The sequence below is a fragment of the Koromonas humicola genome (genome assembly GCF_059726255.1).
Window position 1 is genome coordinate 4,508,568 of sequence record NZ_AP040873.1, and the last position, 24,883, is coordinate 4,533,450.

23 protein-coding genes and 1 pseudogene are annotated in these 24,883 nt (G+C 57.0%); 11 read left to right on the forward strand and 13 right to left on the reverse strand.

Annotation, left to right across the window (positions count from 1 at the left end; all coding sequences use genetic code 11):
- Positions 1-15 precede the first annotated feature (15 nt).
- The 5 genes from rplI to AC6IZD_RS19685 all read left to right on the forward strand — a co-directional run bounded on the left by rplI (position 16) and on the right by AC6IZD_RS19685 (position 5,271).
- The gene (rplI, locus tag AC6IZD_RS19665; RefSeq protein ID WP_497785427.1) at positions 16-480 is read left to right on the forward strand and encodes a 50S ribosomal protein L9; all 465 of its coding nucleotides are present in this window, start codon (positions 16-18) and stop codon (positions 478-480) included.
- A gap of 190 nt (positions 481-670) precedes the next feature.
- Positions 671-1,267, forward strand: a complete 597-nt coding sequence (locus tag AC6IZD_RS19670; RefSeq protein ID WP_497785429.1) for an RNA polymerase sigma factor — start codon at positions 671-673, stop codon at positions 1,265-1,267.
- A gap of 25 nt (positions 1,268-1,292) precedes the next feature.
- A complete protein-coding gene (locus tag AC6IZD_RS19675; protein ID WP_497785431.1) occupies positions 1,293-2,210 on the forward strand; it encodes a HEAT repeat domain-containing protein in 918 nt (305 codons plus the stop codon).
- Positions 2,211-2,266: 56 nt separating this feature from the next.
- The gene (locus AC6IZD_RS19680; RefSeq protein ID WP_497785433.1) at positions 2,267-3,481 is read left to right on the forward strand and encodes a DUF4097 family beta strand repeat-containing protein; all 1,215 of its coding nucleotides are present in this window, start codon (positions 2,267-2,269) and stop codon (positions 3,479-3,481) included.
- Between the two features lie 68 nt (positions 3,482-3,549).
- Positions 3,550-5,271, forward strand: coding sequence for an ATP-dependent DNA ligase (locus AC6IZD_RS19685; RefSeq protein ID WP_497785435.1), 1,722 nt, complete (start codon positions 3,550-3,552; stop codon positions 5,269-5,271).
- Positions 5,272-5,317: 46 nt separating this feature from the next.
- Here AC6IZD_RS19685 and AC6IZD_RS19690 read toward each other — a convergent pair whose 3' ends face one another.
- The 3 genes from AC6IZD_RS19690 to AC6IZD_RS19700 all read right to left on the reverse strand — a co-directional run bounded on the left by AC6IZD_RS19690 (position 5,318) and on the right by AC6IZD_RS19700 (position 6,811).
- Positions 5,318-5,749, reverse strand: coding sequence for a carboxypeptidase-like regulatory domain-containing protein (locus AC6IZD_RS19690; RefSeq protein WP_497785437.1), 432 nt, complete (start codon positions 5,747-5,749; stop codon positions 5,318-5,320).
- A gap of 208 nt (positions 5,750-5,957) precedes the next feature.
- Complete coding sequence (locus AC6IZD_RS19695) at positions 5,958-6,278, reverse strand: hypothetical protein (RefSeq protein WP_497785439.1); 321 nt, start codon at positions 6,276-6,278, stop codon at positions 5,958-5,960.
- Positions 6,275-6,811 (reverse strand): RNA polymerase sigma factor, encoded by a 537-nt coding sequence (locus tag AC6IZD_RS19700; RefSeq protein WP_497785441.1) that lies wholly within the window; start codon positions 6,809-6,811, stop codon positions 6,275-6,277. The genes AC6IZD_RS19695 and AC6IZD_RS19700 overlap by 4 nt, the downstream gene beginning before the upstream one ends.
- 340 nt (positions 6,812-7,151) lie before the next feature.
- Here AC6IZD_RS19700 and mrdA point away from each other — a divergent pair, with 340 nt between their 5' ends.
- The gene (gene mrdA / locus AC6IZD_RS19705; RefSeq protein ID WP_497785443.1) at positions 7,152-9,104 is read left to right on the forward strand and encodes a penicillin-binding protein 2; all 1,953 of its coding nucleotides are present in this window, start codon (positions 7,152-7,154) and stop codon (positions 9,102-9,104) included.
- A gap of 34 nt (positions 9,105-9,138) precedes the next feature.
- Here mrdA and AC6IZD_RS19710 read toward each other — a convergent pair whose 3' ends face one another.
- Together AC6IZD_RS19710 and AC6IZD_RS19715 are read right to left on the reverse strand one after the other, a co-directional pair.
- The gene (locus AC6IZD_RS19710; protein ID WP_497785445.1) at positions 9,139-9,567 is read right to left on the reverse strand and encodes a FixH family protein; all 429 of its coding nucleotides are present in this window, start codon (positions 9,565-9,567) and stop codon (positions 9,139-9,141) included.
- 13 nt (positions 9,568-9,580) lie between these two features.
- Entirely contained in the window at positions 9,581-10,579 is a 999-nt protein-coding gene (locus tag AC6IZD_RS19715; protein ID WP_497785447.1) for a cation diffusion facilitator family transporter, read from the reverse strand.
- Between the two features lie 176 nt (positions 10,580-10,755).
- Between AC6IZD_RS19715 and AC6IZD_RS19720 the strand changes: the two genes are divergently transcribed.
- Positions 10,756-11,367 (forward strand): BON domain-containing protein, encoded by a 612-nt coding sequence (locus tag AC6IZD_RS19720; protein WP_497785449.1) that lies wholly within the window; start codon positions 10,756-10,758, stop codon positions 11,365-11,367.
- 154 nt (positions 11,368-11,521) lie between these two features.
- On the opposite strand, the gene AC6IZD_RS19725 is transcribed toward AC6IZD_RS19720, so the two are convergent.
- The 3 genes and pseudogenes from AC6IZD_RS19725 to AC6IZD_RS19735 all read right to left on the reverse strand — a co-directional run.
- Entirely contained in the window at positions 11,522-12,139 is a 618-nt protein-coding gene (locus AC6IZD_RS19725) for a methylated-DNA--[protein]-cysteine S-methyltransferase (protein WP_497785451.1), read from the reverse strand.
- Between the two features lie 50 nt (positions 12,140-12,189).
- Positions 12,190-13,071, reverse strand: coding sequence for an OmpA family protein (locus tag AC6IZD_RS19730; protein WP_497785453.1), 882 nt, complete (start codon positions 13,069-13,071; stop codon positions 12,190-12,192).
- 503 nt (positions 13,072-13,574) lie between these two features.
- Positions 13,575-13,982 (reverse strand): annotated as a pseudogene (locus AC6IZD_RS19735) (Clp protease N-terminal domain-containing protein); the annotation flags it as partial.
- A 190-nt stretch (positions 13,983-14,172) separates the two neighbouring features.
- Between AC6IZD_RS19735 and shc the strand changes: the two are divergent.
- Positions 14,173-16,167: a squalene--hopene cyclase gene (shc, locus tag AC6IZD_RS19740; protein ID WP_497785455.1), complete on the forward strand. Its 1,995-nt coding sequence runs from the start codon at positions 14,173-14,175 to the stop codon at positions 16,165-16,167.
- 30 nt (positions 16,168-16,197) lie between these two features.
- On the opposite strand, the gene prmC is transcribed toward shc, so the two are convergent.
- The gene (gene prmC / locus AC6IZD_RS19745) at positions 16,198-17,043 is read right to left on the reverse strand and encodes a peptide chain release factor N(5)-glutamine methyltransferase (protein WP_497785457.1); all 846 of its coding nucleotides are present in this window, start codon (positions 17,041-17,043) and stop codon (positions 16,198-16,200) included.
- Positions 17,044-17,413: 370 nt separating this feature from the next.
- Between prmC and AC6IZD_RS19750 the strand changes: the two genes are divergently transcribed.
- Positions 17,414-17,956, forward strand: a complete 543-nt coding sequence (locus AC6IZD_RS19750) for a DUF6144 family protein (RefSeq protein WP_497785459.1) — start codon at positions 17,414-17,416, stop codon at positions 17,954-17,956.
- A 142-nt stretch (positions 17,957-18,098) separates the two neighbouring features.
- Here AC6IZD_RS19750 and prfA read toward each other — a convergent pair whose 3' ends face one another.
- The 4 genes from prfA to AC6IZD_RS19770 all read right to left on the reverse strand — a co-directional run bounded on the left by prfA (position 18,099) and on the right by AC6IZD_RS19770 (position 22,098).
- Complete coding sequence (gene prfA / locus AC6IZD_RS19755; RefSeq protein ID WP_497785461.1) at positions 18,099-19,175, reverse strand: peptide chain release factor 1; 1,077 nt, start codon at positions 19,173-19,175, stop codon at positions 18,099-18,101.
- Between the two features lie 161 nt (positions 19,176-19,336).
- Positions 19,337-20,317 (reverse strand): DUF1385 domain-containing protein, encoded by a 981-nt coding sequence (locus tag AC6IZD_RS19760; protein WP_497785463.1) that lies wholly within the window; start codon positions 20,315-20,317, stop codon positions 19,337-19,339.
- Positions 20,318-20,423: 106 nt separating this feature from the next.
- Positions 20,424-21,890, reverse strand: a complete 1,467-nt coding sequence (locus AC6IZD_RS19765; protein ID WP_497785465.1) for a sensor domain-containing diguanylate cyclase — start codon at positions 21,888-21,890, stop codon at positions 20,424-20,426.
- Positions 21,891-21,924: 34 nt separating this feature from the next.
- Complete coding sequence (locus AC6IZD_RS19770; RefSeq protein ID WP_497785467.1) at positions 21,925-22,098, reverse strand: hypothetical protein; 174 nt, start codon at positions 22,096-22,098, stop codon at positions 21,925-21,927.
- Between the two features lie 155 nt (positions 22,099-22,253).
- Between AC6IZD_RS19770 and recG the strand changes: the two genes are divergently transcribed.
- Together recG and acpS are read left to right on the forward strand one after the other, a co-directional pair.
- On the forward strand, positions 22,254-24,407 hold the full coding sequence (gene recG / locus AC6IZD_RS19775; protein ID WP_497785469.1) for an ATP-dependent DNA helicase RecG: 2,154 nt from the start codon (positions 22,254-22,256) through the stop codon (positions 24,405-24,407).
- 84 nt (positions 24,408-24,491) lie between these two features.
- The gene (acpS, locus tag AC6IZD_RS19780) at positions 24,492-24,872 is read left to right on the forward strand and encodes a holo-ACP synthase (RefSeq protein ID WP_497785471.1); all 381 of its coding nucleotides are present in this window, start codon (positions 24,492-24,494) and stop codon (positions 24,870-24,872) included.
- The last annotated feature ends 11 nt before the right edge of the window (positions 24,873-24,883 follow it).

Below are 24,883 nucleotides of genomic sequence, written 5' to 3' on the forward strand. Positions count from 1 at the left end.
GAGAGGAATTGAGTCATGGAAGTCATTCTGAAAGAAGATGTTGCCAAGTTGGGCGCGCGGGGCGAAGTGGTGAATGTGGCCGAAGGCTACGGTCGCAACTACCTGTTGCCCAAGAAGCTCGCGGTTCAGGCTACGGCGGCGAACAAGGCCGTCATCGAGCAGATGAAGGCCTCTGCGGTTCGCAAGCTGGCGAAGGAAAAGGGCGATGCCGAACTGCTGGCGAAGCAGTTTGATGGCGTCAGCCTCCACTTTGTCCGCAAGGCGGGCGAGAACGATGCGCTATTCGGTTCGGTCACCTCGTCCGACATCGCGCACGAACTCGAAGGCCGAGGATTCAACATTGATCGCCGCAAGATTGAGCTCGATCAGCAGATCAAGTCTCTCGGCGAGTTCAATGTGCCGATTAAGCTGCACAAGGAAGTCACTGTGCAGATCAAGGTCACGGTTACCAAGCAGGACAGCGAAGCAGCCGCTGAGTAGTTTGGTTCAAAAGGTAAGTGAGAGGCCGGCGTCCGAGGGCGCTGGCCTTTCTTTATTCAGAACTGCAAAATAGATTGCTAACGGACTGTACTTTGTTCCGTCCAACCCTGTGAGCAATGTACTCTGGCCGCCGCGGTCAGACATCAACGTCGAGGGTTCCGGGCAAAGGCAGAGATCCCCAGAGGAAGACATGGTGGGGCAAGGCCCGGGCCGGGTGAATGACGCTGAATTGATTCGCGCGGCGCAGCATGGAGATCATGCGGCGTTCGAAGAACTCGTGCGCCAGTACGATCAGCCGGTACTGCGGTTGGCCCTGCACCTGACAGGCTCGGAGCAGGAAGCCAGGGACATCTACCAGGAAGCTTTCCTGAAGGTTTACCGCAACCTGAACAGCTTCCGGTTTGAGTGTTCTTTCTATACCTGGGTTTACCGGATCGTCTCGAACTTGTGCATGGATTACCTCCGGCGCAAGCAGGTGCGGAAGGAAGATCCTTCGGTGCGGGTCAGCTCGGACGGCGAAGAGTTCGATCTGCTGGATCAGGTTCCGGACGAGCGCGCTGGAGCGAGTCCTGAGCAGGACTTGATGCGTCGCGAGCTGGGTACGCGCATTGCTAAAGCGTTGACCAAGCTGAGTCCGAGAGAGCGCGTGGTTTTCGAGATGAAGCACTATCAAGGTTTGAAGCTGCGCACCATTGGCGAGGCTCTGAACACAACGGAAGAGACGGCGAAGAACACACTCTTTCGAGCGACGCAGAAATTGAGAGCCGCGCTGGCGGACATAAAGTGAGACGTAAGAAGTAAAGAAGGCAACTATGAATTGCGATTGGGTTCGGGAAAACATCGCGCTGTATCTATACGACGAGCTGACCGATGACGCCCGTCACGAGCTGGAGTCGCACGTCGATCGCTGCACCGAATGTAAGGCTGAGCTGGAGTCGATGCGTGCATTCCAAGGCGTGATGAGCGAACTACCTCAGCTCGAGGTGACCCCCAACCTCCTGGCTTCAGCGCGTATTCAGTTCTCGCAAGCACTTGAGACCGAACCCAAACGTCGCGGCTGGCGATTCACCTTTGACCCGATGGCGTGGATGTGGCAGGTGAAGTTCTCCCCCGCGCTGGCTGCTGTGATCTTCATGGTTGGTTTCGGTGGTGGTTTGGGCACCATGTATCGCATGAGCGCCGGGCTGCACGGTGGCGCAGGCGCCCAGCAGCAGGAAGCCTCGATTGCAGGAATTCGCAACATCATTCAGGAACCGGGTACAGACCGCGTGCGCATTGATTACGAGCGCGCTCTGCCGGAAACCGTGCAGGGATCGGTAAACGATCCTCAGATTCAGGCGCTGCTTGTAATGGCGTCGCGCAGCACGGCTGATTCCGGACTACGCATTAATTCGGTCGATCTGCTGCGGCAGAAGCCGGACGATCCGGCAGTCCGCGAGAGTCTTGTGTATTCGCTGCGCACAGACAGTAATCCTGGCGTGAGATTGAAGGCGGAGGAAGCGCTGGCTCCGATGGTGAAACAGGATATTCGCGTGCGTAACGCGATGCTGGAATCACTGCTCAACGACAACAATCCGGGGGTGAGGGCTGGAGCATTGAAAGCCTTGGGCGCTGTGCGAAGCGACACGAGTGTGCGACAGGCGTTGACGCAGTTGGCGAAAGAAGATCCGAACGAATTTGTGCGGCAGGGATCGGCGCGGTTGCTCGCGCAGCCCGCGACCGCTGAGTAAGTAGATAGACACTAATCAATGAATTTCGTAATCAAGGAACTGGCTGACCTTTTCCCATGCTCAATACGTTAGGCGGTCAGGCAGTGAGAATCATCGGCAAGGGTCGGATGCAGGCAGCATGTCTGCTGGTGATGGTTGCGCTCGTCGCTCCGGCGCTGGCCGACCAACACGTAGAGCGCGAAGGCCGCGGCTGGGTTGAGGAGCACTCCGGTCCATTGACCAGCGACAAGGCTCTGGCAGTCACGCGCTTTGTCGGATCGGTACGCGTCGTGACCGGTGCGAAAAGTGGTAGCTATGTTGTTCGCGTGCATTCGCAGGAACCGGTAGAGGCTACGGCCCGCAAGCAGTTCGCAAACTACCGGCTGATGCTCATGCGCAAAGGTGGGCAGACTGTTATTCAGACCGTTGGTCCCATTGATCTGGGACTGCGCTCGGAACTGGTGTTGCAGGTCCCGGGTGGCATGGAGACAATTCACGTCGATACGCTTGCAGGCAAGATCACAATCAGCGGCAAAGTCAACAAACTCGACCTCCGCACGCATGGCGGAGATATTGAGCTCGATGATGCGAATGAATTGAAGGCCGTCACCATGGGCGGCTCGGTGATTGTGAATCGCAGGCTCGGCGATTCGTTCATTCAGACCGGGGGCGGCGATATTCGCGTTGATGCCTCGACGGGCGATCTGGAAATACTTTCTCTCGGCGGAAACATCTGGCTGAAGGCGATTGCGAGGGGTCGCATTCGTTCGGGCGGAGGAAACATCGAAGTTGTTCGCTGCCTGGGGTCGCTGCTGGTGCACACCGATGGAGGCAACATCAATCTCGGCGAAATGGGCGGAGCGGTAACGGCTGAGACCGGTGGCGGATCGATTCGCGTTGGAGTAGCGCACAACGCGGTGGTGGCAAACACCGCATTGGGCAACATCGAGCTCTGGAAGCTATCTCAAGGAGCGCAGGCGCACACCGGCATGGGGCGCATCACTGCTGAATTTATTGGGAATCGCAATTCTATGCACGACTCTGAACTAGTGACTTCGATGGGAGACATTGTCGTGTTCTTCGCCCATGGGGTACCCGGAAACGTGCACGCCGTCACGGGCGCCAGCCCTTCGAAGCGCATTGTCAGCGAATTTCCGGACCTGAAGATTTCCAATGGAATGTCGGAGTACGGGCCGCGCAGTATTGCTGTGGATGGTGCTATTCACGGCGGCGGGCCGCTCGTTCAGGTGCGCACCATGATGGGACAAATCGAGCTGCGCAAAGTTCACTAGCCTATCCCCAGAACTCTCCTTCCTTCTCATTTGCTATCTCACTGAACCTGCGGAGCATCCAAAGCTGCGTGGGTTCGGACTCTATTGCAAATTTCGGTGCGGTCTGTGAAGCCGTCGCGGCCACCTCGCGCAAGAGCGAGAAGGTGTCAGTCGTGGCCGCATATCTGAGCAGCCTGCCAGTAGCCGAAGCTGGATTGGCCGCACGATACTTGGGCGGGCGTCCCTTTGCTGCGTGGGAAGAGAGAACGTTGCAGGCTGGGGGGAATCTTCTGTGGCGTGCGCTGGCCGAAGTGTCCGGTGATGACGAAGCGCTGGCAGAGGCGTTTCGCAAACATCGTGACCTGGGCAGTGCGGCCGAGGAGGCTTTTCGTGCGCGCAATGAGCGCGGCGGAGTGTTGATCCTGCAGCAGCTTGCTGGGAGCTTCGATGCATTAGCCGAAGCGCGTGGGCCGGCAGCAAAGCTAGCATTGCTTAACGCGCTGCTCGCGCAATGCTCGCCGCTCGAAGCCAAGTACATTGTGAAGATCATGCTGGCCGAAATGCGTATCGGCCTGAAGGAAAGCCTCGTCGAAGAGGCCATCGCGAAGTCGTATGGTGCCGAGGTAGACGCTGTGAAGCGTACGGCCATGCTTACGGGGGATGTGGCGGAAACGTTGTTGCTGGCAGCCGAGCATCGATTGCAGGATTCGCGCATGCGGCTGTTTCATCCTATTGGCTTCATGCTGGCATCGCCCGCGGCCGATGCGGAGGAGGCCTTTGGGGAGTTCTCGGACGCCATCATCGAGGACAAGTACGATGGCATCCGCGCGCAGGCGCACGTCGAGGCAGCGACGGGCAAGGTACGCATCTATTCGCGCACCCTCGATGAAATCAGTGGTTCATTTCCCGAGTTGGTTGAGCCGCTTGCAACTTTCACACAGGACGTGGTGCTCGATGGCGAGGTGCTGGCTTGGAACAATGGCCGTGCACGACCGTTTCGCGAGTTGCAGAAGCGATTGGGACGCAAACGCGTAACGGCTGCCATGCAGCGCGATATCCCGGTGTCATACGTTGTGTTCGATGTCCTCGCACTCGGCGGACAACTGACGATTGCACGCCCGCTGCTCGAGCGCAAAGAGTTGCTGGGCTCGCTGTTTTCCGGTCGCAAACAGCAGTCGCAGCCGTTCCCCACGATGCTGCAATTTGAAGAACCACAAGACAACTCACCAGCTCCTGAGGATCGCATCCTGCTCGCGCCGGAAGTTGAGGCGCACTCTTCTGCGCATTTGGAAGAGCTTTTCAATGCGGCGCAGGCGCGAGGCAACGAAGGCTTGATGATCAAGCAGGCGAAGTCCGAATACACTCCGGGGCGTCGTGGCAAGAACTGGTTGAAGTTGAAGCGCGAGTTAGCGACGTTGGATGTCGTAGTGACTGCCGCCGAATATGGCAATGGACATCGGGCGCAGGTTCTGAGCGACTACACGTTTGCCGTGCGCGACGGCGACCGCTTGCTTAATGTCGGCAAGGCCTACACCGGGCTGACCGATGCGGAAATTCTGCGCATGACGGAGTGGTTCAAACAGCACACGATAATCCAACGCGGACACGTACACGAAGTTGAACCCACGATAGTGATCGAAGTGGCGTTCAATGCGGTGATGCGTTCGGATCGCCACAATAGCGGCTACGCACTGCGCTTCCCGCGAATTGTGCGCCTGCGTGAAGACAAGCCCGCGAGCGAAATCGATACGTTGGATCGGGTCAGAGAAATCTATGAGAGGCAGGGTGCGGAAGCGAAGATTGCATCGTGAATATAACTCAACGCTGCCCTCCTAAGAATAGGCCGTCTAGATCCGATCACTTAACCGGGCACTGAGAATCCGGCTGGTCGGTCGGATTCACTCGCAGGGTCAGTTTCAAGTTACAAGGTGCGTCAGCCCTGCACCACAACTCAGATGGCTGTTTGAACGCTCGGGTAGGTGAAGCGATTAGACGATAACCTCCCTTTGGAATCGAGCCGAGGTCGAACTTGCCATCATTGCCAGTGACTGCTTTTGCAACTGTGACCGGCTTAGTTGCTGATACAAATCGACGCAGCTCGATAGGTGTGTTCTTGAATACTGCGCCGGTCTGATCTGTTACCTGTCCTCTAACCACAGTCGCCGAGTGCAAACTAAGATTAGGGGTGACTTGGAGCTTATCGCAGTAATTAGCGTCACGGCTGCCGAACCCAACAAGCTGAGCCAATCCGGTATAGCTAAGCAGAAGCATAATCGCAATGGTTTTCATGGTCGTTTGCTCGAAGTATGACACCCCCCGGTGTAAGTCGTTGGTTCAGGTATTGCGTTAGACTGCTCCAACGTGGCCGCAGCCCCAGAGTTGGAAAGACGCCAACTCTGGGCCACCCTAAGCATCATGAGATCGTGTGGCGGCCTCACGTCATAGCGGAGGCTGGTCAGTGCATGGCTACGGGAGTGATAGCGACTCCACCGTTTGGCTATAGAGTTCTTGAATCGGAAATCAACTGGATGGCTTTCAGTATCTCCTTTGCTCTCGCGTGAACCACTCCTATGATTCCGAGCGCGAGGCTGCCGGTCCAAAGCACCAGCGCAAGACTCGCTATCTGGAACTCTACCCATTGGAAGTCACGTGAGGAATTCGTTCGCAGGACGTCTGAGATTTTGAACACCTCGATGAACGCGAAACATGCCATCAGGAAGAGGCCTACTGACATGAAGCGGATCACCTTCCCTCTGCGGTCAACTTTGTCCAGCGTCTTGCGTAATGCGGATTCTGTTGCATCTGAAGCTGAATTCATATTTGCCTTTCTGTGGCAGCCCTCATGCATTTGAGACCGTAGGCGAGTCGGGATTTCACCGTTCCGGGACTCAACTGCAGGACGTCGGCGACCTCCTGAATCGTGAGGTTATGCAAATAGTGCAGAGCCAGCACGGCTCTGCTTGCGGGTGAAACATGGGTCAGCAGGCGGTGGACGTCTAACGTAAATACAGTCGCATCGGCTTCTTCGAGCGCAGGGAGATTATCAACTTCGATCTCCTCGTCACACTTGGCCTGCCACAAACGCTTGCGGCGAAGGTAAGCGAAACAAGCCCGGCTTGAGATTCGATATGTCCACGCGCGGAAATACAAGGGCTCCGAAAGAGCCGACAGGTCACGGCAGATCTGCAGAAAGACCTCCTGTAGCACGTCTTCTGCGCCTTCGGTACCCACCATCCGTCGCACATATGCGTAGAGAGGACTCTGCACTGCTCGCAACAGTTCTTCAAGCGCCTCACGATCCCGACACTGGGACCGAAGAACCAGGTGCGCTTCATGTAGCCGAGCTTCCATCAATTCCCTCTACTCTGATTAGGGGCAATTATGAGCCTAAGTGTTCGAATTGAGGGGAGAAACAATATTCAGGGCTATCGTTGTCGAGAATCCGAATACTGTCATGCGCATGACAGCTGGCGCTCATGGCCGCAGTCCCAGAATTGGAAATTCGCCAACTCTGGGCCACCCCAAGCAGATGGCGGCGGGTTTAGCTTGTAACAGTCCGTCAGGCCTGAGGGAAAACTCTTAGCATTCAGCTTAGAATTGAACCTTAGCGAGAGACACAGGCGCGCCGACATCCTGTCTTGCAGGGTGGCATTGACTGGTGCACAACCTGTACGTCCGCGCCGGTCAATTCATGTTCGAACGCGAAGAAAAGGTTTCACAACTCCGTCTGACGATTGCGCAGTATTGCGTGGTTGGCATCTTCCTGCTGTTGATTTATGGGCTGTGGCGGCTTCAGGTCGTGCATAGCGATTACTACGAAGCAATGGCGCAGCAGAACCGCATCAAAGAGGTGCCCATCCTTGCGCCGCGCGGCAGAATTCTCGATCGCGAAGGCCGCATCATTGTCGACAACTATCCATCTTTTTCGGCGCTGTTGCTGCGGGGGCAAGGCAAGCTTAATGAGCAGGATTTCGATGCCATTGCTGCGGGACTCCACCTCGACCCCGATGAAATGAAGCAGCGGATTCATCGGCTGACGGCGCTGCCAGGGTACCAGCCAATCTTTCTGAAATATGACATTGCTCCGGATGAGCTAGCGTTTATCGAGTCGCATCGAAACGAGCTTCCCGAACTGGACGTCATCACGGTGCATCGTCGGCTGTATCCGAAAGCTGGATTCATGGCGCACGTCATCGGGTATGTTGGCGAAGTCAGTGAAGACATGCTCAGGAATCCGCGGTATGAGCTGTATAGTCCGGGCGATGTCGTCGGACAGAGCGGCGTGGAGGCGGAATACAACGACCTGTTGATGGGCAAGAATGGCTCGCGACGGGTGATGGTGAACAGCAAGGGCAAGGAGGTCGGCGAACTCAGCGATACCCCGGCGATCCCCGGCAAGCAATTGCAACTGACAATTGATCTCGATATTCAAATCGCTGCGGAACAGGCTCTGGGGAACAATCCTGGCGCGGTTGTTGCGTTGGACCCGCGCAATGGCGAAGTACTAGCGATGGTGAGTCGTCCGACGTTCGATCCGAATGCATTTGCCGTGCGGATTTCTAACAAGGACTGGCAGGCGCTGTTGAGCGATCCGGATAAGCCGCTATTGAACAAGGCGATTCAGGCGCAGCTTGCACCGGGTTCCGTGTTCAAGGTTCTCATGGCCGTCGCGGCATTGCAGGAAAATGCAATTGCGCCCGAGACGAGGATCAACTGCGCTGGCGGCGCGGATTACTATGGGCACTTCTTCAGGTGCGACCGCCACCATGGGCCGGTGAACATGGCCGAGGCGATTGCGCTCAGTTGCGATACATATTTTTACGCGCTTGGGGCGAAGTTGGGAATAAACCGCATCTCGCAATACGCGAGGGCCTTCGGCTTGGGGCAGAAGACGGGAATCGATCTGCCGCAAGAGGCTGCGGGCGTGATGCCGGGCGAGGAGTGGGCGGCAAAATACTACAAGCGAAAGTGGTATGCGGGCGAAACCATATCGGTAAGCATTGGCCAGGGAGCTGTGGCGGCTACGCCTGTTCAGCTAGCGCGTGCGATCGGCGCAGTAGCCAACAATGGCACGCTTTACACGCCGCATGTGGTCCGCGAGGAGGGATTACCGGACAATCTTCGTCGGAGCAATGTGGCATCGCGAAGGCAGGTATCTTTTTCCCCTGAAGCTTGGACCCTCGTCACAGATGCCATGGCGCAGGTGACGACCACAGGCACGGCTGCTGCGGCGCATCTGCCGGGAATCGATTTTGCCGGAAAAACAGGCACGGCACAGACGGTCTCGCTGGAGACACGCAAGCGGATGGGACTCTCGAACAAGAAGTATGAGGACAACGCCTGGTTTGTGGGCTTCACTCCGCGTCGCAATCCGGAAATCGTTGTGGCGGTTCTGAGCCAGGGTGCTGGATGGGGATGGCGCTCCGGAATCGTCGCTTCGAAGATCATCAAGGTGTATGCAGACAAGCAGCGCGCGAAGGCGGAGGGCAAGCGCTACGTCGTGCCGAATATCGCGCCAGTGAATCCCGGTCAGGGATCGGGTGAAACACCCGCACAACCTGCTCCGGAAGAGAATCCAGCTTCGAAGCAGGTCGCGGCGCTCAACATCGGGGATAGTGGAAGCGCGCAGCGTCGCAGGCTGTAGACCTGTGAACGATACTGCGGGGATCCGTGTGACTCTAGCCGCCGACCTCGATGTTGAATTTCTGCTCGCGGCTTTTGCCGTCGCGTGAGGCGGAAAGGTTCACGTCCCACGGGCCAGCCATTTCCAGATTCACCTGTCCCTCGTAATCGCCTCCACCCTTGTTGCTCAGGGTGATGTGTTGGGCACCGTGTTCCATGCCGGGCATGGTGACGTCGGCTTTCACGGTTGCTCCGTCGGCGGGTTGGTTGGCAGCATCGATCACATGCACCTTCAGCATGATTGGCGAGCTGTACTTCGGCGGAGTGGGGTCGGTTGTCAGCGTGAAGCGAAACGGCGTGAGTTGGTCACGCGTGTTATTGATGATCGCCGACGGGGATGGTGGTGCGGCTGATTCGGATTTGCATCCGGCGAAGGTGAGTGTGAGAGCAGCAACAGCGACAACGGTGAAAGTCGAACAGCGCATTTGCCTGCTTCTCCTAGTGTGAGTGTCCCGCCTGCGACTGCCCGTGGTCGTGCTTGTGCTCGTGAGGAACGGGCAGAATGCATCCATGTTGCAGGTCGCAGTCGGCGCTTTCAAACTGAATGGTTGTGTGGTGGATGTGGTGACGGTCGGAGAGCAGGTGGCGCATCTCTTCCAGAATGACGTTGCTGGCCGAAGGAGGAATGTCGGCAATGGTAATGTGCGATGAGAGCGCGTGGGTGTCGCTGCCGATGCTCCACACATGAAGATCGTGGACATCGAGCACTCCCTTGATCGAGCGCAACTCCGACTCGATTTCCTCCAGCTCCATGTTGCTGGGTGCGCCTTCGAGAAGAATGTTGATGCTTTCGCGCACGATGTTGATCGACGACCACAAGACCATAGCGGAAATCGCAATCGAGAGCGCCGGGTCAATCCAGTTCTGACCAGTGGACAGAATCGCCCAGCCGCCCACGATGACGGCGGCAGTCGAAAGCGTGTCGCCAATCTCGTGTACCAGCACCGAACGCATGTTCAGGTCGTGAGCGCCACGCATGAGCATCAGCGTGATGGCGCCATTGAGCAGAACGCCGGCGGCGGCTACCCACATCATCAAGCCTGCATGCACCGCTTCCGGATGATACAGGCGGTGAATTGCCGAGTAGAAGATGAAGGCGGCAATGACTATCAGGGTGATGGCGTTGACGAAAGCAGCCAGTACTCCGGCGCGTCGCCATCCGTAGGTTTTCGTGCTCGTAGGCGGGCGCTCACCGAAGTACGCGGCGAGCCACGAGAGCAGCAGGGCAAAAAAGTCCGAAGCGTTGTGTCCCGCTTCCGAAAGCAACGCCAAGCTATGTGCCTTAAACCCCGCAAACAGCAGCAGCAGAATGTACGCCAGCGTGAATCCCAAAGCCAGGCGCAGCACACGGCTGTTGAGCGGAGGATGAGCATGGGCGTGAGAATGCCCGGCGTGCGAATGCATGAGATGGAGTTTACGGCGGGCCAGCTTACACATCAAGACTGCGGAATCCGGAATTGCACAGCATTTACATTGTTGGCCTGAAAGGGCTTCCCGGTTGTGAACGTGAGTAATGAACAACAAAGTTCGGGCAGCGACCGGAAGCTCTCCGGCATCTCAGATATTGAGCAACGTGGGTCGCGATGAGTCGAGCCGCGAAGGGGAGCGATTCTTTGGGCAAGAAATCTCTGTTGCTGGTTCTGGCATTGACGGCGTTTTCCGCCAGAGCAATCTCGCAGGAGATTGTGATTGAGCCGACCAACGGGAATTCTCGACCCAAAACCAAGGTTACGCGCCCCGCTGCTGCGGAGTCCGCTCCAGCACAGCCGAAAGCGGCATTGAAAACCGCTGATCAACAAAGTCCTCCCGCCAAGCCGGGGGCGAAAAAGCCTGCCATGCGTCGCGTCTCAGCGAAGCCGAAGCCTTCGGTTTCGGTTGCTCCAAAGCCCGAGGCAGTTTCCACTCCAGAGCCGACGAAGGTAGAGACTCAGGTTCCGCCAGCACCGGCGGTGAAGAAAATTCCCGACCGCCCGGAGTGGGCGCTCAAGGACACGCGCGATGCCCAGACGCTCCAGAACGAAATCGCAAACGCCTTGGCTCGCGATCCAAAGCTCTCAAGTTCTGCAATCAAAGTGAATGTAGATGGGGATTCGGTCACTATTCAGGGCCAAGCCGCGGGTACTGAAGAACGCCTTCAGGCTGTGCGCCTGGCACAGAGTTATGCGTGGAACCGCAAGGTCATCGACAATATCGACGTTGTGAAAACTGTTTCCGCACAGAAGTGATGAAACCTCCTGAACTTTCCCCGGCTTCGGCCGGGGATTTTTCATTGCGGGCTGGGCAATTTCTGGATTCGTGCCCCAGAGGCGTTTTGCTTTCCCACCTTAGCCGCGCATGAAACGCGCGTCGAAGGTGGGGCACCTGCGATTTTTTTCGGAGCTAGACGGCGAGTTCGCCGAAGAGGCTGGGTTGCTTGGGGACGGATGGGCGGAAGCGTGCGCCTTCGAGCCGCAGCAGAAATTCCTTCGCGGGCAGGCCCCCTCCGAATCCGGCTAGCGTGCCGTTGGAGGCAATTACTCGATGGCACGGAACTATGATCGCCACGGGATTGTGATGATTGGCTTGTCCTACGGCGCGTGATGCCAGGGGAGAGCCAACTTCCTGAGCAAGTTTGGCGTAGGACCAAGTCTCGCCGAAAGGGATTCGCAGAAGCGCCTGCCAGCAGCGAACGTGGAACTCTGGCCCGCGCAGGTCGAGTGGAAGATCAAACTTCCGGCGCTCGCCTGCAAAATATTCGTCCAACTGGCGCATGACATTGCGGAAACGCTCTGGCTCCTCGATCCAGCGAACGTCCTTTGTGCCGTAGGGAGCGATCAAGTGTCCCTCGAAGGCGAGCATGGCAAGACCCCGCTCGCTCATGGCGAGGTCGAGATGGCCAACAGGCGACTCGTATCCTGCGGTAAAGAAGAACTCAGATGGCTCGGGAAATAGCATCGACTGGCCAAAGATAGCATGAATGCGGGAGGCTTCGCCTAGTCCATCAGCGTACGAAGGCATACAAAAAGGCGCGAGCCGTGTGGCCCGCGCCCTTTTTCCTCGTCCCCGTGTTACTGAGGCTGTGACATCGAAGGCGTAGTCTGTGCGGACTGCTGTGCGAGGTCGCTTACACCGTTCTTCAGGAGCGTGACTTCGACACGGCTGCCGCGAGCGTGCTTGGTGTTGTCGTCGGAGGCATTCGCAATCTTCGCGTTGCCAAGGCCGAGTTCATAGATGCGGTACACCGGAATCTGGTGGTTGATCACCAGGTAGCGGACGACGGCATCGGCCAAGTGCTGCGACTGCTGCAGCGAGCCTGCGCCACGTCCCGGCGTGAAGCCCTGAACTTCGACAACGTATCCCTTCTGGTCCTTCATGGTCTCGGCAAGCTGGTCGAGAGCTTCCTTTGCGCTCTTGCTCAGCGTGGTAGCGCCGGGCTTAAAGCGGATCTCAACCTGGTTCGCGCTCTGGTACTGATCAAGGTTCGCTACGACCTGCGAAACCGTCTGCAGATGAGTGCTGGCCTGCTGCGCGGTCTGGTTCGCCGTGTTTGCACGGTTAGCAGCGTCCATCGCGTGCTGGTCGGCCAAGGAGGCGTGCTGGTCAGCGCGCTGGATTCCGGCGGTGGCGCGCGCATCAACGTCTTTCAGCATGCGGGCGTTCGAGGCCGTCAGTTCGTCAAGTTCGTTGGCGCGATCGCGGATCGGAGCCAGTTGCTTCTGAACGTACTTCTTGCGGGCGAACGGGTTCAGATGACCCCAGAAGCCTTCGCGGGTCTGAGGCTGAAGTGGTTCGAGCTGCTTGTCAGGATTGGCCATCGGCGAATTCGCATCAGTCGTCTGCGTCTGGGCTGCGGGCTGCTGCTGATCCGGCACTGGGTTGCTTTGCTGCGCAACGACCGGCAGGGCAAGTGTGGCAACCAGGGGCAAGGCAAACAGGAAACGGTTTTTCATTAGCATTCCTCCGGCGGGCTGATCCGCTTTCAGGCTACCCTGTGCGGTACCGCGACACTCTTGCTAATACAGTTCAGATGCCAAACTGAAAGTAGAAGTAAGTCGCTTGTTTTCAACGAGAATACAAACAGAGTGACACTGGTGAACGGTAGGAATAGGGCCAGGTGGGTAGAAATTACAGAGTTGAAAAGGGAGTAATGGCCGACCTATTTTCGTCTAAGTTCGATGAGGATTCTTGAGGGTTGATAAGCGGTGGCTACTTCGGTAGGTTCGGCGTTGAAGACGTATGTCACGTTTTCAACCTGATAAGACGTGTCTTCCTCATTCCTGTTCTTGAACATCACTTCTTCGCCGATGTGCGGAATAGGCGCATGAGGCGGTGCTCCGAAGGAGGCGATGAGGTCAGTGCCGCAGACGAACTCGATGCTCTGGCCTGTGCTGGTACGGGTGTAGGCGGCGGGTTTCGGGGTTGATGGGCCTGAAAGAATCGCGGCCAAGATCATATCTCTCGCCGTTTGAAGATCGAGCCCCGATTGTTTCAGCAGCGATGCAGCAGTGAATTTCTCTTCGTGCAGCAAACCCAGGAGCAGATGTTCGGTGCCGATGTGTTTATGTCCAAGTTTGTCAGCCTCCTCAGCGGCATACGCGAGCACACGCTTGCACTCGTTGCTGAGCGGCAGGTCAACCGAGGTTGAGACTTTCTCGCGAATAACCGTGGTTTCTTCTATGCGCTTGCGAATTGATTCGGCGGTTGTGGACGAGGCCAGAACCAAACGTGCCAGCGCCTTGTCTTCACGAAGCAATCCGAGCAGCAGATGCTCTGTCTCAATAAAAGGAGCGCCGAATTGGCTTGCCTCGTATCGGGCGAAGAAGATCACGCGCCGTGCTTTTTCTGTGTATCGCTCAAACATTGCAAACGTGGACCGCCGCTCGAAAGTTCTCTCCATTACTGATGCAGAACAGAGCCCTTGCTTATGGCTGCATGGCAATCGCCGTGGATAAGTAACGCATTTTGCTTTGACGATCGTAAGTAGAACGACGTAAGCTGAAAAGAGCTGTTCGAAATTGACGGTTTTGGAAGGTTTTTGGAGAGGCTTGGAATTGGACAGAATACCGGGAGTGGTATTTGCAGGCGAAACAAAAACAGCACAGATAGACGAAGCGGCGGTCGCATTCAATGCGATCTCAGCAGACGAAGCAAGATCGGTGGCCAAACAGGCGTCGCGTGCCTTGGTGGCTAAGCAATATAGCGAAGGCTACTGGTGTGGCGATCTGACGGCCGACTCGACGCTGCAGGCCGACTACATCCTGCTGCAGATGTGGCTTTATCCGGCGGCGGAAGATGGCACGTGGAATCCTCCGACCATGGCGAAGATCCGGAAGGTTGCGCGCGTCATTCTGGAGACGCAGAACCCCGACGGAGGCTGGAGCATTTACGTGCCCGGCCCATCGGAAATCAATGCGACTGTGCGCGCGTACACGGCGCTGAAGATGGTCGGCACTGACATGCAACACCCGCGCATGCAGAAGGCGCTGGCGATGATTCGCAAACTCGGCGGCATACAGGCGTGCAACAGCTACACGAAGATCAACTTCAGCTTCTTCGACCTGTTTCCGCGCAAGTTCTGTCCCACGGTGCCTCCGGAACTCATGCTGCTGCCGGGAAATTTCCTGTACGAAATGTCTTCCTGGACGCGAAGCATCATTGTGCCGCTTTCGATCGTGCAGGCCATCGGTGGAACGAAGCCTACGCCCGGACTGCTTCGAGTTGACGAGCTGATCCACCCGACACGCAAATTTGCACTGCAAAGAAAAGACCGGATCGCGAATCTGTTCATCACCGCCGATAAGCTGTTGAAACGCTGGGAACGGCAGAGCGTTAGAAAGATTCGTGACAGTGCAATTCGACAAGCCGAGAACTGGATGCTGCAGCATTTGCAGTACAGCGAAGGGCTGGGCGCAATTTATCCGAGCATGATGTACGCCGTCATGGCCATGGACGCGCTGGGATATGAGCGCGATCATCCGGACCTGCTTCTGGCAATTCAGTATTTTGACGACCTGATGCTGGACCGAGGCGAAAGCCTGCTGTTTCAGCCTTGCAAATCGCCAGTCTGGGATACGGCTATTGCCGCATTTGCACTGGGAGAGCTTGGGGAAACTGCGGGGAAACAACTCGTAGCCGCAGCCGACTGGCTGCTCGATAAAGAAGTCCGCCGGAAGGGTGATTGGGCGAGGAAGCGTCCGGATTTGGCGCCCTCGGGTTGGGCTTTCGAATTTGCAAACGAGTTCTACCCCGATATAGACGACACAGCGATGGTGTTGCTGGCACTGCTCCATGCCAAGGCAAGCGACCCTGAAAGACAAGAGCGTGCCGAGAAGCGGGCAATTAACTGGCTGCTCGGAATGCAGAGCTCGGATGGAGGATGGGCCGCATTCGACGTCGACAACAACTGGCAGATTCTGAACAAGGTTCCCTTTGCCGACCATAATGCCATGCTGGACCCAACCTGCGCCGACATCACGGGGCGCACGCTGGAATCACTTTGCAAGCGCGGTTTCGACTACACCCACGAGGCAATCGCACGCGGAATCACGTATCTGCTTGCACAGCAGGAAGCCAATGGAAGCTGGTACGGACGTTGGGGCGTGAACTACATCTACGGCACTTTTCTCGCTGTTCGCGGCCTGAAGGCGACGGGCGATCCGAACGTCGCACATGCGATTGCAGGGGCAGCAAACTGGTTGAAATCGGTTCAGAATCGTGATGGAGGCTGGGGAGAAAGTTGTCGAGGTTACGACACGGGCAAGTTCGAGAGAACAGAAAGCACTCCTTCACAAACGGCGTGGGCGGTACTCGGATTAATCGCAGCCGGGGAAACTCACACAGCGGAAGTCGCCAGGGGCGTGAAGTGGTTGAAAGAACACCAGCGTCCAGATGGAACGTGGGATGAAAAGATAACCACGGGTACTGGTTTCCCGCGAGTCTTTTACATCAGCTATCACCTGTACCGCGATTACTTCCCTGTGCTGGCGCTGGCGAGTTATGCAAAAGCTGTGAGCGTGGAACGTTCAGCAGCAGCTACAGTCTCCTAGAACACTGTGCGAATAGGCCCAATCTCGGGCCTATTTCTTTTGCGCAACTATGACACGAGGAATCCCGGCTAGATCGGCAACCGAGTGCACGTCGTTCCATCCAGCGAGGAGCGACATGACTGCGTCGGATTGCGAGTAGCCAATTTCCATCAGGAGCCAGCCTCCGGGGCGAAGAGCTTCGTGTGACTGCGGTATTAGACGGCGGATCACGTCCAGACCGGTGTCTCCGGCGAAGACCGCCATGTGCGGTTCGTAATGCTTCACCACATTCTGCACTTTGTCCGACTCGTTGAGTCCGACGTAAGGAGGATTGGAAACGACGAAGTCGAACGTTCCGTCGCGCGGGATGGAGGCAAGGACATCGCTCGCGGCGAATTGTACGTGCGCGCCGAGGCGATCGGCATTCGTGCGAGCGATGGCGAGTGCATCGGGAGAAAGATCGACGGCGAAGACTTCGGCCTGAGGTAGCTCGCATGCGAGCGTGATTGCGATGGCTCCGGAGCCGGTGCCGACATCGATGATTTTGAGGCGTGGACCGAGCGAGTGTTGCTGTATCAACTGCAAGACGACTTCGATGATGTGTTCGGTTTCTGGGCGCGGGATTAGGACCGCCGGGGTGACGAGGAAATCGCGTCTCCAGAACTCCTGATGCCCGGTGAGGTACTGTAAGGGCTCTCCTGAGGCGCGGCGGGAGATGAGCGCTTCGTATTGCGACTGCTCCTCGGGCGTCAGTTCGCGCTCGGGGTGAGCAAAGAGGTATGCGCGGTCGCACTGGAAGACGTGGAAGGCAAGGACTTCGGCGGAGATGCGGGGTTCTTCGATGCCGGAGCTTTCGAGCTGGGTGATCGCAGAATGGATGGCTTGGCGGAGTTGCACAAAAGCATTGTACGGCGAGAGAAGGTTTAGCTAGAAAGCTTGCTCTTGCTACGGTGCGGTCAAATTCAAGCGCGACGTGGGTGGCCCAGAGTTGGCGGTTTACCAACTCTGGGGCTGTTTCACTCTCATCAAGGCTCCGGTTTGTGCGATTGCGTGAGATTCGTGCTCAGTGTCGGTGAGTGCAAGGGCGCAGGGATTCGCGACTTAGGCATGCTGCTCATTCGAGACACACCCAGAGTTGGAAAACGCCAACTCCGGGCCACCTACCCACCCTATGGTTTTCCGCTTGGACTCTGGTTCGTTGATGCGTAAATTGTTGTCGTAATACGAACGCACTTCATTCAGGTGTCTTAAATTCCGAGGTCTAATAATGGATCGTAAAAAGTTCCTTCATCTAGGCTGCTGCGCATTTGCTCTTCTCGCCACCAAGAACGGCGTTTCCGAAACACAACAACCATGCGATGACAACCGGCTGAAGTTCATTCAGAACTGGGTTACCGATTTGATGGAAACCATCGACAGCGAGGTGGATGAAGAAACCAAGATCAAGCTGCTCTCAGGCTGCGGTCGCGGTTGCTACCGACGGTTCCAGTTCAAGCAGGATATCGCGGCCAAAGGAAAGGGCAATGTCGACAAGCTTGTCGAGGCATATCACGCCAACTTCGAGGCGTGGCGCGAAGGCGACGACAAGGTGCACATTCGCTTCGGTGCCGAAAACAAGAACGGCTGCTACTGTCCCGCGGCGAACTATCGACCATCGAAACCCAACGACATTCACTGCTACTGCACTCGCGCGGCACATCAGGCGATTTGGGAAGCAGCCCTCGGGCATCCTGTGAAAATCGATATCCTGCAGACCGTAAGGCGGGGTGATCCCACCTGTCACTTTCTGGTGCATCTTCCTCAGGCGTAGTCAGGCTTCACGAAGCGGTCTGTTATTGGCGCGTGAAACCTCTTAGAGGCAAAGGCAGGTAATTAGAGGCAAAAAGCAACTACCCCACCCTAACCTCGAACAGCGCGAGTTTAGGATGGGGCACCCTGCAGATCTTGTTTTGTTATGCGTTGGCGGCTTCGCCTTTGAGTTTCTCGGCTTGGAAGTGGGTGACCAAGGCATCGACGAACGGCTGGAGTTTGCCTTCCATTACCTGATCGAGCTGGTGGACGGTGAGGCCGATGCGGTGATCGCTGACGCGGTTCTGGGGGAAGTTGTAGGTGCGGATCTTCTCGCTGCGGTCACCTGAGCCGACCATCGAACGACGCTCTTTTGCGAGAGCTTCCTGCTGCTTGGCCTGCTCGAGTTCGTAGAGGCGCGAGCGGAGAACGCGCATACCCTTTTCGCGATTCTTGATCTGCGACTTTTCGTCCTGACAACTGACTACCGTGTTTGTCGGCAAGTGGGTGATGCGCACGGCGGAGTAGGTCGTGTTCACCGACTGGCCTCCGGGACCGGACGAGCAGAAGGTGTCGATGCGAATGTCCTTGGCCTCAATCTTGATGTCCACGTCTTCGGCTTCGGGGAGCACAGCGACAGTGATGGCACTGGTGTGGACGCGCCCTTGGGTTTCAGTGTCGGGGACACGCTGCACGCGGTGCACGCCGCTTTCGTACTTCATCTGCGAGTACACGCGCTTGCCTTCGATGATGGCGATGACTTCTTTGAGTCCGCCTACAGAGGATTCGGAGCTGGAGAGGACTTCCACTTTCCAGTGGCGCGACTCGGCATACCGCATGTACATGCGGAAGATTTCGGCGGCAAAGAGTGTGGCTTCGTCGCCTCCCGTGCCAGCGCGGATTTCCAGAATGACGTTCTTTTCGTCGTTTGGATCCTTGGGCAGCAGGAGGACTTTCAACTCTTCTTCCACGATCTTGAGCTGGTTTTCGAGGCCGTGCAGTTCCTCTTCGGCGTAGGCCTTCATTTCGGGATCTGTTTCGGAGGCTACAAGCGCACTCGAATCGGCGATGCCGGTCTGCACCTTCTTGTACTCGTGATACTTCTCGACAATGGGTGCGAGTTCGCCCTGTGCCTTGGCGGCCTTCTGGTATGCGGTGGAGTCGTTGATTGTTTCGGGGGCGGCGAGGGATTCGTTCAATTCCTTCCAGCGCGCCTCAATTTGGTCTAAGCGATCAAACATGGTGTCCCTGAGCTTTCAGGCCGCGCTGGCGCCGACGGGCGCGCACGGCCGGATGATTCCTGAATTTTGGGGTGGAACGGGCGGCAAAAAAGCGCAAAGAGCGGCGGGCGCCGCTAAAGGTGAAGCTGCGACGCAAGAGCCGGGATGGAAGTGCCAGTCATTTAGGCGATTACCATTTCTCCGCCATGTTTCGTTTCGAGATCCATGGCGTGATTAAGGGCGACAATGGCGCACTCAACCTGGGTGTCATCGGGCTGCTGAGTGGTGATGCGCTGCAGCCAGAGTCCAGGGGCGGTCATCAGCGCAAAGAGCGAAGAGCGCTTCTTGGCCGCATACCGAATGATCTCATACGAGCCGCCAGCAATCACAGGCAGAAGCACGATTCGCGAGGCAAATCCGGCCCAGAATCCATGCACAGGAACCAGCGCGTACACGGCAATCGAGATGATCATGACAGTCATCAGGAAGCTGGTTCCGCAGCGCGGGTGGAACGTGGAATACCGCTGGACGGCTTCGGCTGTAAGCGGATCGTGATTCTCAAAGGCAAAAACCGTCTTGTGCTCGGCGCCGTGGTATTCGTACACGCGGCGAATATCGCTCCAGCGCGAGGTGAGCCAGATGAAGCCAAGGAAGATGCCAAGGCGGATCAGGCCCTCAACCAGGGCAAACAGCACAGAATTTCCGGTCTCGGGAGCCCAGTGGCGCAGCGAGCGGGCGGCGGCAAAGGGCAGGAACTTATACATAAAGATGAAGAAGCCGAGCGAGAGCGCGATGTTCAGGGTCATGGCCCATCCGCTCATTTCGAGCTTCTCACCACTTTCGGTCTTTTCGTTTTCAAGAGCTACGTCGGCCGAGTAGCGCAAAGCTTTGAATCCCAAAGCCATAGCCGAGCCTAGGGTGACAATGCCGCGGACGAAAGGCCAAGCCTTCCACGGCTTTTTGTCGCTGGCTTTTTCAAGCGGCTCGGAATGAGTCGCGATCTGCCCGTCGGGCTTGCGGATTGCGATGCCCCAAGCGTGCGGGGAGCGCATCATGACGCCTTCAAGAACGGCCTGGCCGCCGACGAGAGTTTCTTCTGCGCTCTCAAGAGCGAGGGCAAGCTGCAGAGCTGTATGGAAGCGAAGATGCGAACGGAAAGACATAGGTAAGTATTAGACGCCCAAATCGGGCAAGAAGATACAAGGGTAACTTCTCAGATAAGCGTAAGGTGACGAGTTCCGGCTGTCAATCTGCAGGGCCAAATCGCAGCTACTCGCCTGCGGCAGATGCCTTGGAGCAAGGCGCGAGGCTGACGCGATTACGTCCGCCAGCCTTTGCGTTGTAGAGCGCAATGTCGGCTGCCCCGACGATCTCGTCTCGCTTGATGCCGTTGGCCGGAAACTCGGCTATTCCAACGCTGATGGTTACTGAATACGGAACGCCAGTAAATTTCGTGTTGCAGACAGAGCGGCGAAGCTTATCGGCCACGGTGGCAGCAGATACAGACTGGGTGGCCGGCAAAATGATCGCGAACTCCTCACCACCGTACCGGCAAACGACGTCCACCTTGCGCAATTGGTGGATGAAGACGTCGGAAATCTCACGCAGCACGTCATCACCGATCATGTGACCAAACTCGTCGTTGATCTTCTTAAAGTGATCGATGTCGATCATGAGGACGCTGACGCCGCCTCCGTAGCGGGCGGCGCGGGTGACTTCATCAATCAGGCGCGACTCGAAATAGCGGCGATTGAACACTCCCGTCAGGCCGTCGCGATAGGCGAGCTGGCGAACGTGATCGACGTATCGGGCATTCTGCGATGCGGTGGCCAGAATGTCTGCTACAGACTCAAGCGCCTGAATATCGTTGGCCGAAAATGCTTTCTTCTGTGTGGATAGGCAGACCAGAATGCCGACGGTTTCGCCGAATGAAATCAGCGGGATGCGAACTTCTTCGACTGCTGTCGGAAAGTACTCGGAGCCTCCGCAAACTTGCGAATGATGCAACTGCGTACCGTTTCCGGCGTACTCAGGCGGAATGACGTCACCCACCGTAAGCTTGGCTTCGAGAACGCCTTCTTGCGCCCGCAGGACAAGGTCGCCCTCTTCGTCGCGAAGAATGATGGCTACATGCTCGACGGGAAACGACTGCGGTATTTGCGTACAGAGCCGGTCCAGCAGCTCCTTTAGATCCTGATCGACCGTAGTGCGCTTGGCGATCGCATTGATGGCCTCGATCTGGGCTGCACGACGCTGAAGCAATGAGTAGAGCTTGGCATTCTGCAAGCCGATGGAGGCTTGGGTGGCAAAAAGTGTAAGAAGATCGACGGTTTCGTTATCGAAGTAGCGCGGTTCGTCGCTTTGGCAATCCAGAACGCCTACTACCTGATCGCCCACGATGAGCGGGATCGCCAGCTCGGAACGAGTATCAGGCATATAGCAGATGTAGCGCGGGTCGGTTGTGACATCAGGTGAATAGATGGGGCGACGTGCCTTGGCCGCTAGTCCTGTGATGCCCTTGCCGAATGGGACAAAGAAGTCGGGAGAAGTGCGATTTGCGCCGAATTCCGCGCGCACGTATAGCCGCTGCGATCCTTCGTCCAGCAACAGAATGCTGCCACTTCGTAACTGGAAGTAGTCACGGACGATGGCAAGAACCTGATTCAGAACTTCATCGAGGTCGAAGGTGGATAAGACCGCTTGACTCGCGTCGTATAGGATGGCTATCCGTTGCATAAGCAGCCTGGTGATGCCGATAAGCCATACTACCTTAACGCGGCCTTCGAATCTCTTTTTTGTGGCGGTACCAAAGTTCCAGCAGGCCCATTACGACTAGACAAAACCAGAAGTCCACCACGAGGCCGAGGTCGAGTCCGGCGGTATTGTGGCGGGCAGCCGGGGGAAGATAACCCGAGCAGGCGAAGTAGATCGCATTCCCAATCAATACTGCCGCGAGCGATCTCCAGAAGTTTCCCGGCACAAGTATTTGGACACCGCATGGCCGCGAAAAGTTGGCAGAACAACTGCTTCCTGAATGAGAGCGCGTTCCCCCAGCGGGACGCGGACAGAGAATGACCGCAATGCGTTAACATGCGAGAGATGCCAGAGTTACGTACAGAAGTGCAGTACCTGAAAGGCATAGGGCCGCGGGTTGCGGAAACCCTGGCCGCCAAGGGTATCCATACTCTGGAAGACCTGCTTTACTATCTGCCGTTCAGATATGAAGACCGGATCAATCCGCGCACAATCGAGCAACTGAAGGCCGGGGAGATGGCCTCGGTGATCGCCGAGGTTCGTGGAAGCGCGCTGCTGCGCACTCGCCGGTTGCCCATCTTTGAAATGACCGCCGGACAGGGCCGCAGCAAGCTGAAATGCATCTGGTTTCGCGGAAACTACCTGGAAGGCAAGTTCAAGCCGGGTGCGCTGGTCGCGCTTTATGGCAAGGTCGAGTATTCGACCTTTGGACGCGGTGGTCTGCAGATGGTTCAGCCGCAGTTCGAGATTCTGCATGAACCTCCAGAGGACGGTGCACTGCCGGTTGAAACCGAGGAGCAAAAGAAGTTCGAATCGCTCGAAATTGGGCGAATTGTCCCTATCTACGAAGCTACCGGGAAGCTGAATGCGCGCTGGTTTCGACGCACCATTCGGACCGCGCTGGAACACATGCCCGAAGATGTCGCAGATGCGGTTCCGGCAGGAATTTGTGCGCGTCTAGGGTTGGTTCCCCGGTCCGATGCGTTCTGGCATGTGCATTGGCCCGACGAGGGAGAGAACTTTGCCGACCTGCAGGCCGCGAGGACTCCCGCGCACCAGCGGCTCATTTTTGAGGAACTGTTCTTCCTGGAGTTGGGGCTGGAACTGAAACGACGCAAAGCGCGCCTGCAGCCCGGAATTGCATTCGAGATTAATGATCAAGTTCGGGCGGCGCTGAAGAACGTGCTGCCGTTCCATCCCACTCGTGCGCAAAAGCAAGTGCTCAAGGAGATCGCCGAGGACATGGCGCATCCGTCTCCGATGCGGCGGTTGTTGCAGGGAGATGTGGGCTCCGGCAAGACGATCGTCGCATTCGAGGCCGCGACGATTGCCGTTGAGAACGGATACCAGGTCGCGCTGATGGCTCCGACCGAAATCCTCGCTACGCAGCACTATCTCTCGGCACGTAGGATTTTGGAGCCTGCGGGATATCGAGTAGTGTTGCTGACCGGATCGCTGGAGCAGGATCGCAAGCGCGCAATTCGTCATCACGTGGCGCACGGGCACGCGCAGATCGTAATCGGAACTCATGCGCTACTCGAGGACAACGTTGAGTTCGAGCGACTCGGGTTGGTAATCGTCGATGAGCAGCACCGCTTCGGTGTTTTGCAGCGCATGAAGCTGATGCGCAAGAACAGCGAAGTGCAGCCGGACGTACTTGTAATGACGGCAACGCCGATTCCGCGCACGCTCTCGCTGACGCTCTATGGCGACCTCGATGTGAGCATCATTGATGAGCTTCCGCCAGGACGAACTCCGGTGAGCACGCGTGTCGTGCCCGACGAACGCGACGAAGAAGTATGGGAGTTTGTGCGCAAGGTGGTCGCGGCGGGGCAGCAGGCTTATGTCGTGTATCCCGTGATCGAGGAGAACGAGAAGGATACCGGCCTGAAAGCGGCTATCAAAATGTATGACGAGCTGCGCAAGAAGGTCTTTCCGGAGATGAAGCTTGGCTTGCTCCACGGGCGGATGAGCGCCGATGAGAAAGATGAGATCATGCGCCGCTTCAAGGCCGGAGAGGTGCAGATTCTGGTGGCTACCACGGTGATCGAGGTCGGCGTGGATGTGCCAAATGCGTCGATCATGGTGATCGAGCATGCCGAGCGTTTCGGGTTGTCGCAACTTCACCAACTGCGTGGACGCATCGGGCGCGGCAGTGCGAAATCCTACTGTGTGCTGATGACTGGCGGAAAGATCAGCGAGGATGCGCAGCAGCGTCTCGACACGATGGTTCGCACGAACGACGGATTCGAGATTGCTGAAAAGGATTTGGAACTGCGTGGGCCGGGTGAGTTCTTTGGCACGAAGCAGGCCGGCATGCCGAGTCTGCGGGTGGCAAACCTGATTCGCGACCGCCGCTTGCTGGAGTTGGCGAAACGCGAAGCGCGCGGCTTGCTGGAGGAATCGAATACGGAGGCCACCGAAGGGGAAAAGCGGATGGTCATGCATTATCTGAAGAGCCACTGGAACCGCCGTTATGGGCTGGTGGAAGTCGGGTAGAAGCGCTTTTTCAGAACGGCAATTCGGTTCTGCATCTAATTGATAAAGACACGAAGCGGAAGGCTTCGGTGTACCCTGAACACCATGATTGTAGGAATTGGCGTGGACCTCTGTGAGGTCGACCGGATGGAGGCGGCAATCGCGCGTCATGGCGAGCGCTTCCTTACGCGCATATACACTGAGGCCGAGCGCGCGTACTGCGACTCGAAACCGAATCGCATGGAGCGTTTTGCCGGGCGGTTTGCCGCCAAAGAAGCGGCAATGAAGGCGATAGGAACCGGGTGGCGCAGGGGCGTGGCATGGCGAGACTTCGAAGTCTCGCGAGCGCCGAGCGGACAGCCGGTGATCGTTTTTGGTGGCGTGGCGAAGAAGATCGCTGATGGATTGGGCGTAACGCGTGCGCTGGTTTCGATCACGCACATAAAGAGCATGGCCATGGCCGAAGTGTTATTGGAGTCGGAATGAAGGTCCAAATC